At 59.8% G+C, this 9,202-nt stretch carries 10 protein-coding genes; 5 read left to right on the forward strand and 5 right to left on the reverse strand.

Going from position 1 to position 9,202, the window contains the following annotated elements; genetic code table 11:
- Nucleotides 1-1,001, forward strand: a 1,001-nt coding sequence (locus C9413_RS21685; protein ID WP_170250888.1) for a transposase, incomplete at its 5' end; no start/stop codon positions are given.
- 274 nt (nt 1,002-1,275) lie between these two features.
- Here C9413_RS21685 and C9413_RS21690 read toward each other — a convergent pair.
- Nucleotides 1,276-2,055 (reverse strand): helix-turn-helix transcriptional regulator, encoded by a 780-nt coding sequence (locus tag C9413_RS21690; protein WP_170250889.1) that lies wholly within the window; start codon nt 2,053-2,055, stop codon nt 1,276-1,278.
- Nucleotides 2,056-2,150: 95 nt separating this feature from the next.
- On the opposite strand from C9413_RS21690, the gene C9413_RS21695 reads away from it, so the two are divergent.
- Together C9413_RS21695 and C9413_RS21700 are read left to right on the forward strand one after the other, a co-directional pair.
- Nucleotides 2,151-2,528 (forward strand): DUF1127 domain-containing protein, encoded by a 378-nt coding sequence (locus tag C9413_RS21695; RefSeq protein WP_063855993.1) that lies wholly within the window; start codon nt 2,151-2,153, stop codon nt 2,526-2,528.
- Between the two features lie 43 nt (nt 2,529-2,571).
- Nucleotides 2,572-3,306 carry a class I SAM-dependent methyltransferase gene (locus C9413_RS21700; protein WP_039845831.1) on the forward strand — a complete coding sequence of 245 codons (735 nt, stop codon included), beginning with the start codon at nt 2,572-2,574 and terminating at the stop codon, nt 3,304-3,306.
- Between the two features lie 574 nt (nt 3,307-3,880).
- Here C9413_RS21700 and C9413_RS21705 read toward each other — a convergent pair.
- Both C9413_RS21705 and C9413_RS21710 read right to left on the reverse strand, forming a co-directional pair.
- A complete protein-coding gene (locus C9413_RS21705; protein WP_170250890.1) occupies nt 3,881-5,074 on the reverse strand; it encodes an IS91 family transposase in 1,194 nt (397 codons plus the stop codon).
- Between the two features lie 12 nt (nt 5,075-5,086).
- Nucleotides 5,087-5,926 (reverse strand): tyrosine-type recombinase/integrase, encoded by an 840-nt coding sequence (locus C9413_RS21710; protein ID WP_039845829.1) that lies wholly within the window; start codon nt 5,924-5,926, stop codon nt 5,087-5,089.
- 366 nt (nt 5,927-6,292) lie between these two features.
- On the opposite strand from C9413_RS21710, the gene C9413_RS21715 reads away from it, so the two are divergent.
- Nucleotides 6,293-6,502 (forward strand): dodecin, encoded by a 210-nt coding sequence (locus tag C9413_RS21715; RefSeq protein ID WP_039846933.1) that lies wholly within the window; start codon nt 6,293-6,295, stop codon nt 6,500-6,502.
- Between the two features lie 239 nt (nt 6,503-6,741).
- Here C9413_RS21715 and C9413_RS21720 read toward each other — a convergent pair whose 3' ends face one another.
- Together C9413_RS21720 and C9413_RS21725 are read right to left on the reverse strand one after the other, a co-directional pair.
- Nucleotides 6,742-7,185, reverse strand: a complete 444-nt coding sequence (locus tag C9413_RS21720; protein WP_039845828.1) for a PIN domain-containing protein — start codon at nt 7,183-7,185, stop codon at nt 6,742-6,744.
- Complete coding sequence (locus C9413_RS21725; RefSeq protein WP_170250891.1) at nt 7,182-7,448, reverse strand: type II toxin-antitoxin system Phd/YefM family antitoxin; 267 nt, start codon at nt 7,446-7,448, stop codon at nt 7,182-7,184. The genes C9413_RS21720 and C9413_RS21725 overlap by 4 nt, the downstream gene beginning before the upstream one ends.
- A gap of 416 nt (nt 7,449-7,864) precedes the next feature.
- Here C9413_RS21725 and C9413_RS21730 point away from each other — a divergent pair.
- Nucleotides 7,865-9,202 (forward strand): AAA family ATPase (locus tag C9413_RS21730; RefSeq protein ID WP_170250892.1); only part of this gene is annotated, 1,338 nt, incomplete at its 3' end.

The raw sequence follows: 9,202 nt of genomic DNA on the forward strand, positions 1-9,202 counted from the left end.
TGGTGGAACGGTGCCTTGCCCAGGGACTGGTGGGTGCGGAAGGCTTTGCCGTTGATGCCAGCCTGATCGCGGCGGACGCCAACAAGCAGCGTTCGGTACCCGGCGCGGAATGGGAGATCAAAGACGACGCCCGCCGCTCGGTACAGGAAGATCTGGCAGTTCTCGATGACGCCGCTTTCGGTGCTGCTTCTCCCGTAACGCCGAAGTTTATCTCCCCATCCGATCCGGCAGCCCAATGGACCGGTGCCCACAAAGGGCATGCGTTCTTCGCCTACGCCACCAACTATCTGATCGATACCGATCACGGCGTCATTGTCGATGTCGAGGCCACACGTGCCATCCGCCAGGCAGAGGTCGGTGCATCACGCACAATGATCGATAGGACCGAGAACCGCTTCGGCCTAAAGCCAGACTATCTCGCCGCCGACAGCGCTTACGGTTCTGCTGACAATCTTGCCTGGCTAGTCAAAGAAAAGGACATCGCGCCGCACATTCCTGTCTTCGACAAATCGAACCGGACCGATGGGACCTTCTCGCGTTCGGACTTCACTTGGGAGGCTGAGAATGATCGCTACATTTGCCCGGCAGGTAAGGAGCTGAAGCAGTTCCACAGAACCTATGCAACGCCCAGATCAGGGATCACGAGCGACGGAAGGCGGCTCTATCGAGCCAGCAAGAAGGACTGCGACGGCTGTGAAATCAAACAGCGCTGCTGCCCGAATGCGGTTGCTCGCAAGGTGCCGCGTGATCTCAACGAGGACGCCCGCGATGTCGCCCGAGCGATTGCTGCCACGCCTGAATATGAGCAGTCTCGGCATCGTCGTAAGAAAGTCGAAATGCTCTTTGCTCACCTCAAACGCATTCTCCGGATGGCGCGTTTGAGGCTGCGGGGTCCGTGCGGCGCGCGAGACGAATTCCTGCTTGCCGCAACCGCCCAAAACCTCAGGAGACTGGCGAAACTCAGACCACAAAGGTCGCCGCACGGCATCATCGCCGTATAGGAGTGGCATAAATCGATGCCCTGCGCAGAAGCGCAGGGCAGATAACCAATAGCTCTCTGCGTAAAAGGATCGAAACAGCCGGATGAACGGCTAATCCATCGAGTTTTTCAACGATATCCGCCAAAAGCGGTCATGTCGAAGGGGTTGGCGATGACCAAAAATGGGGCCGGAAGGAGACTGGCAGGTTCTGGAGAGCGAGGCCAAGAAGGCAGACTTACGCGGTAAGCCGCGCCGGGCATCCGGTGAATCACAGCTCCAGAGGCGTGTCTTGGAATTATTTTCCGGGAGAGGCACCGAAGGCCGCCCGAAAAACCGCGATGAAGGCGCTGGGGCCTGAGTAGCCGAGTGCAAAAGCGATGTCGCCGACGCTTCGGCCACCGGCGAGCCACTCCACCGATTTCAGCAGTTTCGCCTGCTGTCGCCAGGCGCGGAAACTCATCCCTGTCTCAGATTTGAAGTGACGCTGGAAGCTACGTGGGGACATGGCCGCACGTGACGCAAGCTCATCGAGGGGCCAATCTGCGCCCGGCTCATTCCGCATGTCTGCGGCGATGTCCCGGAGGCGTTCGGATGCCGGCAACTGGAGAGACAACGGTGCGACCGGACTCGGCTGGAGCTGGTCGAGAATGACTGCCACAAGTCGTGCGGCGCGGAGGCTGCCCGCATCCGCGCGAGGTATTTCCAGAAACGCCAGGATTAGCTCGCGCAGGAGCCGCGTCGTACCGATCACGGAGACTTCCGGTGACAGGCTCGCCACCGCGTCGGGGCGGAAAAAGAGATAGCTGCGCTCCGTCTCCTGCAGGTAGGTCACCTCGTGGAGGACCCCGGACGGCACGAACACGGCGCGTTCGGGCGGGATGATGAAGTAACCCCGCTCCGTCTCCAGCCTCAGCGAACCCCGCACGATCTGGAAAAGCTGCGCCCGGTGGTGCGTATGAAAAGCGTAGGTCCGCCCGGCGGGCTCTGCTCCGCCCTGAGCGACAGCGGTATGCGGATAATCTCCGAACCCGTCTTCCGGCAAATGAACGTTGATCAGGTTGTCGCGGGCAATCATGGCGGCTCAGAGACATAATTTGTCAGACTGCCGATAACACGTCTGACGGCAATTCACTAGGTTGGCAGTAACTCAGCACAACTTGGACGAAGGTCATGACACTGGAATTCCAAATAGCCGAAATCCCGGAGCGCCTTGCCCGCGGCCTTCTGACGAAGCTACCAGCTTTGAGGTTCGGAGCCTCCGTCATTGTGGGCTGGTGGCAACGGAGCGAGACCGAACACGCACTGCACCGACTATCGGATCGTGATCTGGCGGACATAGGTATTGCGCGTCGCGATATTCGCGAGTTCGCTTGGACTGGCACCGTCGCAGCCAGCGAGCGACGAAACAGATCACCGGCCGCCGCCATGGATGCGCTTGCCTGCGGGGAATCCCATGCCCCGAGCGGATGGGTGGAAGCCCTCGCTGATCCCTTTCGCGACGGCTCACGAATTAATGCGATGTCCACGAAGCCGCGGTCAACGCGATAGCGCCGTCGGTCTTGAAACAAGCGTTACCAGAGAGGCAGACAGAATGCATGATGACCGGCTTTTCGACGAGAAGATCGCTGCGACCTACGATGATGATAAAGGCATCTCTGCGCCAGAGGTGATCGAGCCGGCCGTTGATCTCCTGGCCGAGCTCGCAGGAGGCGGGCGCGCCTTGGAATTCGCGATCGGAACCGGACGTATCGCACTTCCTCTCGCGCGGAAAGGAGTGCAGGTGGAGGGCATCGAGCTTTCGAGGCCGATGGTGTCTCGCCTTCGCGCTAAAGAAGGAGGCGCGGAGATCTCGGTAGCGATCGGCGATATGGTAACGACGGATGTCGCGAGACGGTTCTCACTCGTCTACCTGGTTTTCAATACGATAAACAACCTGACATCGCAGGACGCTCAGCTCGCCTGCTTCCGGAACGCAGCCGCGCATCTCGAACCTGGTGGACACTTCCTGATTGAGGTCGGCGTGCCACCGCTTCAGCGGCTGCCGGTCGGCGAGACGATCCTGGCGTTCGACCACGGCGAAACGCATTGGGGCGTCGACGAGTACGACGTGGTGAACCAGAATTTCTCGTCCCATCACATCTGGCTCCGTGACGGAAGCTATGAGCGATTCTCAGTACCGTTTCGTTATGCCTGGCCAGCTGAATTCGACCTTATGGCGCGACTGGCTGGTTTAAGGCTCAAAGAGCGTTGGGGCGGCTGGAAAAAGGAGCTGTTCACGCAGGTCAGCGATAAACATGTCTCCGTCTGGCAGAAGGTTGAAGGTTAGGACGCGTGGAGCGAAGCGTCATCACCCTCGTCCGCAACGCGCCGATGGGAAGCCGGCCGCTTTCAACGCCATGCCGCTGCTTCCGGTCACAAGCAGCAGGCAACGAGAGCATCTCCTGCATCTTGGCTTTATCGTTGGCGTGTCCGCTTTCAGGATCTGTTGAAGCCAGCCCAAACGACCGACATTAGGCGCAAAGCTGCCGTCCTCGCGCGACGAATTGACGGTCTCCTTCGGTGAAGGTTTTTCGATGCGGGCCGCGGTGTGAAGGTGAGGCTGGGCGCGACTTCGGCCCGCGTTGGAAAACCTCCCAAGGAGGAAGCCGCGGGAGGCGAATACGGTGTTTATGGGGAAAGTACGTGCGTTTGGCTGGTGAGGTCAGTGGAGGGACCGGCATGGCCAATCATCTGAGCCTTGATTTGGAGCGCGCCGGTTTGCGCTCTGACGGTTGCATTGGGTTCTACGCCGCAAAATCTGGGTCGGTTCCTCGATATCAGCATCGAATAGCACAAGTCAGGGGTGGGCCGGCACAGGAGTGCGAGCCGGAACCGATGCAATGCAGATGGCAGGCAGGACATCATGCGGCATCCTTTCGTGGCGGTGCTCGGGCTGTCGGGCGCTGGCCGCGTTTGAAGATCTCGATGATGCGCATTGGCCCGCCGCAGTCGGGGCATGGCTCTCTCAAGGTGAGCGGGATGATCTCAACGTCTGGTGCGTCATCCTGCGATGGGGCTTCCGCCCCGAGCAAACTGCGGATCTTTGCGATATTGGCCTTTCGGGCGGCGCTGGCCAAGAGGCCGTAATGGCGGATGCGGTGGAATCCGTCGGGCAGAACGGGGATCAGGAAACGGCGGATGAACTCGTCGGTGGCCAGCCGCATCACCTTGTGACGGTCACGGTTCTTGATCCGGTAATCTTTCCAGCGGAAGGTGACCGTCTCGGCATTCGCACTGATCAGGCGGCTGTTGGAGATCGCCACGCGGTGGGTGTAGCGGCTGAGATAGGCCAGCACGGCCTCGGGACCGCCGAACGGGGGCTTGGCGTAGACCACCCAGTCGGATTTGCGGAAGGGGGCAAGCCAGGCAGCGAAGGCATCCGCCTGTGCAAGCCCGGCCAGATCGCTAAAGAAGGACAGATCGCCGGATTGATGGAGTGCCATCAGTCCTTCGAGAAACAGCCGCCGGAACAGACGGGACAGAACCTTTACGGGCAGAAAGAACCCGGGGCGACAGCCAATCCAGCGCGTGCCATCCGGCGACAATCCGCAGCCGGGCACGATGATGTGGACATGCGGGTGATGGCTCAGCGCCGATCCCCAGGTGTGCAGCACGCTGGTCATGCCGATGCGCGCGCCAAGGTGCCGGGGATCGGCGGCGATGGTGGTCAGCGTCTCGGCCGATGCCCGAAACAGCAGGTCATAGATGACCTTGTTATTCCAGTAAGCGATCTGCGCGATCTCGGCAGGCAGGGTGAAGACCACGTGGAAATATTCCACGGGCAGCAGGTCCGCGGCGCGGGCGGCCATCCAGTCCCGCGCCGCAGGTCCCTGGCACTTCGGACAGTGCCGGTTTTTGCAGGAATTATAGGCGATGTGATGGTGGCCGCATTTGGCACAGGCCGCCACGTGCCCGCCGAGCGCCTCGGTTCGGCAGGCTTCGATCGCCGACATGACCTTGAGCTGGGCCAGGCTGACATGCCCGGCATTGGCCCGCCGCCACGCGGGGCCATAGGCACGGAAGATGTCAGCGATCTCCAGCTTCTGACGGGGCACCGCGGCCCGGGGCTATTCCAGACCCCGTCGCAGCGTTGTGTCCTGTAGCTTCTTTAGGATCTCGAACGGGCTGACCGTGTCGCGGATTGTCTTGGTGGCGACATGGGTATATCGGGCGGTGGTCGTCAGTTTGGCGTGTCCGAGAAGGACCTGGATCACCCGCACATCCGTGTTCGCTTCCAAAAGGTGGGTGGCAAAGCTGTGCCGCAGGGTGTGCAGTGTCGCGGGCTTGGCGATGCCGGCCACACTCTTTGCCGACGTGAAGGCGCGGTTGAGTTGCCGCGGCGAGATCGGGTTGATCTTCGGCTTGCCGGGAAACAGCCAGCCTTGTGGCCGTGCTTCGCGCCAATAGTCGCGCAAGAGCTCCAGCAGCCCGGGCGACAGCATGACCTTGCGGTCCTTCTGCCCCTTGCCCTGTTCGACATGGATCAGCATCCGGTCGCTGTCGATGTCGCTGATCTTGAGGTTGCAGACCTCCGAGGCACGCAGTCCGGCGCCATAGGAGATGCTGAGGGCGGCGCGATACTTCAGGCCCGGCCCCGGGGCAGCCATCAGCAGGTCGGAAACCTCCTCGACGCTCAAGACAACGGGCAACTTCTGCGGTTGCCGACGGAACTGCATATGCCGCTTCATCTCCTCGCGTGCGCAGGTGATGCCGAAAAAGAACCGCAGCGCGACGATGCGGGCGTTGAAGGTGGGCGGAGTAAGGCCCGCGTTGGTCATGTGCAGCTGATAGGCGCGTAGGTCATCGGGTGTGGCGGTGTGCGGAGATCGCTTCAGAAACCTGGCGAAATCCTTGATGGCTCGAATATGAGCCTGCTGGGCTTTGTCGCCGATCCCGCGGATGCGCATGTGCGACCTCATTCACCATCGCGCCAGGCCGCAAGCTCTCAGAAACGATCTATGCCTTGACCTCGTCCGGCCAGTGCCGGTGAACCTCACGCCCAGACTTTCTGGTCGTGAGAACCCCCAATGTAGTCTCCATGGAGAAACTCCCGTTGCTCGTCCATCGAAAGGCGATCACAGATTACGGCAGCGAGGACAACGTGGGGCTGGAACAGCGGTTACAGTGAGATGCCGGATGAGCATGCCGAACTTTTTCCGGAAGCGCTCATACCCGGGCCGTTTGACAAAAGGCGGCGGTTCCCGGATCGTGTGTGTTCGGTAGCAAGCTTGGAAGCCGTGTCAGAGAGATTTCAACTCAAATGGGAGGATGGCATGAACGACCACGTTTACAAGAAGGTCGAACTAATCGGAAGTTCGACGACCTCTGTCACGGAGGCGATCGAGACGGCGATTTCCCGAGCCTCAAAGACGATGAGAAACCTTGAATGGTTCGAGGTCGATCAAATCCGCGGACACATCAAGGATGGTGCGGTGGCCCACTACCAGGTGGTCATGAAGGTCGGGTTTCGCATCGACGACTGATGCGCCGACCGCAGTCGGTTTTAGATTGGAGCGCACAAGAAGAGTCTGAGCGATACGATTGGCGTTGTGAGCATTTTTCAATCCGCAAGACTGCGAAAGACCTCTACCGTCTCTTAAATCAGAGCATGGCCAATGTTTCACTGAGGCGATATCTGGCAAAGCGTCGCTTCGTCATCTTCGGGACCGCATTCATTGATGAACGTGCACCGAGGCCTGGCTGATCGCAGTTTGAGACTCCGTTAGCGAGCAACCTGATCCGGTGACTTAACGGCAATACCGAACGGTCGGAAGTGCTTTAGGTTTGCCGTGATAACGGTAAGCTTATGAACGCTTGCCGTCCCTGCAATCATTGCGTCGGCCGCACCTGGACTATATCCGGCAGTAATCGCTTTCGCTTCCAGCTTGCCAGATTCAAGAGCGACGTCGTTGTCGACCGGCAAAATATGGTCACCATGTCCAGCGATCAGGCCTTGTAGCCACATGTGAATCCCTGCCGCTTTTGCCTTGGCACCTTTCGCTTCCAATAGGCGAACGCCCTTTTCAATTTCGTGGACCGTCACCGCTGAAAGATAGATCGCGTCCAGTTGGTCTTGCTCATTGACCCAGTCGGCAAAGGTGTCTGATGCACTCGCCCTGGAAGGTGAGAACATGGAAATGGCGTTGGTGTCGAGAAGAAAGCTCACAGATCAACCTCGCGGGAGGGGGCGGGGTTGCGAGCGAAAACATCGTCGTCGAGGTCGGAATCAGCCGGAAAGGTCTTCAGGTACTGGACCAGGCTAGGTCGATCCTTCCGGAGTGCCTTCCTTGCGGCTTCTGCGGCTCTTACACTGACCAGGACGGCGGCGGCTCGACCGTGGCGCGTGATCGTTACAAACTCGCCAGCGGCAGCTTGATCGATAACATGAGAGAACGACGCCTTTGCGTCCTTTAGACTAACTACTGACACTGCGCGTCTCCTAAAAAGGGTCATTTATGACCCTTTTTAGAGATTGACCCTGACAAAATCAAGAAAGAAATTCAACCACCTCCTCGTCGTCATAGATGACAGGATTTTCCGCCGCTGAACCAGTCAACATCAGAACGCTCCATCCGCAAAAAATTCTCCTGATGCGTGCCGTCGACTTTGAAACTGTCGTTGCTTCAATCTTAAGGTGCGCGAGCGGCGATGATTGGATTGCTCAGCTCTCCGCGCGCTCCGGTTTCGGGCCATCACGCGCGAGCAGCCGGAAAAAGATTACTTAACGTCCCGGAGAAACAACTAAAACCTCTACCTAATATTGGCGAAATAGGGCCTTCAACTCGCAGACTTCATTGTGCCAAAATAATCTTATTTTGTTATACTCTCGACGAGAGGGTATCGCGATGCTGCTCGATCGAGAGGGTCAACTCGAAACTTTACTGAGTGCAATGCGGAGCGCTGCGGCCGGGCACGGCAGCACTGTGCTGCTCGAAGGCGAAGCCGGAATCGGCAAGACCTCTCTCCTGCGCGAGTTCGCGGAGCATGCCGACAAAGGCTGCCAGGTATTATGGGGCTGGTGCGAGGCGCTTTTCACGCCGTGCCCGCTCGGCCCCATGCAGGACATTGGGCAACTGCTTGACCCCCATGTGGCAGCACTGCTCGATCAGGCGGCTCCGCCGGAGCGGCTCTTTCCGGCACTGTTGAATGTGCTTCAGCACGCCAGTGTTGCGATCGTACTCATCTTCGAGGATGTCCACTGGGCCGACAACGCGACGCTCGACCTGATAAAATACCTCGGTCGCCGCATCTCCTTGCTTCCAGCCGTGCTAGTGCTCAGTCTGCGCAGCGATGAAATCGGCGCCGATCATCCTCTGACGCATGTTCTCGGCGATCTTCCGTCCGCATCGGTCACCCGCATTGCCCTTGAGCCGCTGTCTCGCGAAGCGGTGACGGTGTTGGCTGAGCAGGCGGGCCGCGGCGCCGCCGATCTCTATCGCGTTACGGAGGGCAATCCCTTTTTCATCACCGAACTTCTGGCAAGCGGCGAGGCGGAGCCAGGGCGTGTACCAGATTCGATACGCGATGCGGTCTGGACGCGCCTGTCTCGACTGACAGCGAGTGAACGCAAGGTGCTTGAGGTGATCAGCATTGTGCCAGGCAGCGTGGAACCGTGGCTCATCCGGCGCCTGCTCGGTGTCGAAGCCGAAGCCCTGGTGGACAAATGCGTGGCGCGTGGATTGCTGCGGCAAGACGACCAAGGCGCCGTGATGTTCAGACATGAACTTGCTCGGCAGGCGACGCTCGACCGGCTGCCACCGAACCTTCAGAGGTCGCTCCATGCAAAGGTGGAAGTGGCGATATCACAACTCCCTACGGCCCATGCGTCTGCCCTGCTTTCACGCCGTGTACACCACGCTGCCGGGGCCGACGATGGGGCGCGCGTTCTCGAACTGGCGCCACAAGCCGCGGCCCATGCGGCGCGCCTGGGCGCTCACCGGGAGGGGGCTTCACATTTGGCGACAGCTCTCAAATACGTCGCGCAAGCCACACCGGAACTGGCCGCCCAGCTTTACGAAGACTGGGCCTACGAGGCGGGACTGGCCCTGCACGTCTATGAACCGGTGATCGAGGCGCACCATCGTGCTATCGCGATTTGGCGCGAGCTAGGGCGCATCGACAAGATCGGTCGCAATCTGTGCAAGCTGGCACGGCTGCACTGGGGCCGCGGCGAAGGCCAGCCG

The sequence above is a fragment of the Rhizobium sp. SEMIA 4085 genome (genome assembly GCF_013004495.1).
Lineage (GTDB): Bacteria > Pseudomonadota > Alphaproteobacteria > Rhizobiales > Rhizobiaceae > Rhizobium > Rhizobium gallicum.

Bases quoted from the DNA above. Each gene is read 5' to 3' on its own strand.
- C9413_RS21690 (WP_170250889.1), bottom strand. From the start codon at position 2,055: ATGATTGCCCGCGACAACCTGATCAACGTTCATTTGCCGGAAGACGGG.
- C9413_RS21695 (WP_063855993.1), top strand. From the start codon at position 2,151: ATGACACTGGAATTCCAAATAGCCGAAATCCCGGAGCGCCTTGCCCGC.
- C9413_RS21700 (WP_039845831.1), top strand. From the start codon at position 2,572: ATGCATGATGACCGGCTTTTCGACGAGAAGATCGCTGCGACCTACGAT.
- C9413_RS21710 (WP_039845829.1), bottom strand. From the start codon at position 5,926: ATGCGCATCCGCGGGATCGGCGACAAAGCCCAGCAGGCTCATATTCGA.
- C9413_RS21715 (WP_039846933.1), top strand. From the start codon at position 6,293: ATGAACGACCACGTTTACAAGAAGGTCGAACTAATCGGAAGTTCGACG.